The following is a 623-nucleotide window of genomic DNA, read 5'->3' as shown; positions in this document are numbered from 1 at the left end:
TATTAGGCACGCCGCCAGCGTTCGTCCTGAGCCAGGATCAAACTCTCCATAAAAGTGTTTGATTAAGCTCACTTACACAGATGAATAATCATCTGGTGTTAATAATTGACGAGATATCATGTATCTCTATTTCGCTTGGCTTTTGTTCAGTTTTCAAAGAACTTTTTTGTCTGCCGCTCGTTAGCGACTTAACCATCTTAACAAGTCTAAATCGAACCGTCAAGAACTTTTTTAAAATATTTTATGGTGGGCCTGAGTGGACTCGAACCACCGACCTCACGCTTATCAGGCGTGCGCTCTAACCAGCTGAGCTACAGGCCCTAAAAAAGGCAATAAAAAAAGCACTCCCACCAAATATTTTGTTGGAGCGGGCGATGGGAATCGAACCCACATCATCAGCTTGGAAGGCTGAGGTTTTACCACTAAACTACGCCCGCATATTAAGAAATAAGATGGTCGGGAAGACAGGATTTGAACCTGCGACCCCCTGGTCCCAAACCAGGTGCTCTACCAAGCTGAGCCACTTCCCGATATATAAATTACTAATGGTGCGCCCTGAGAGATTCGAACTCCCGACCTTTTGATTCGTAGTCAAACACTCTATCCAGCTGAGCTAAGGGCGC

At 45.3% G+C, this 623-nt stretch carries 4 tRNA genes; all 4 read right to left on the bottom strand.

The features are described from left to right. Positions 1-244 precede the first annotated feature (244 nt). Positions 245-321 (bottom strand) — tRNA-Ile (locus A33I_RS17640). A 42-nt stretch (positions 322-363) separates the two neighbouring features. Continuing rightward, positions 364-437, bottom strand: a tRNA-Gly gene (locus A33I_RS17635). 16 nt (positions 438-453) lie between these two features. Next, positions 454-530: transfer RNA gene (locus A33I_RS17630), tRNA-Pro, on the bottom strand. Between the two features lie 16 nt (positions 531-546). After that, a tRNA-Arg gene (locus tag A33I_RS17625) sits at positions 547-623 on the bottom strand.

This window comes from Alkalihalophilus marmarensis DSM 21297, assembly GCF_000474275.2.
Lineage (GTDB): Bacteria > Bacillota > Bacilli > Bacillales > Bacillaceae_D > Alkalihalophilus > Alkalihalophilus marmarensis.
The sequence above is the reverse complement of the archived record's forward strand: the minus strand, read 5'-3'. Positions and strand labels throughout refer to the sequence as shown.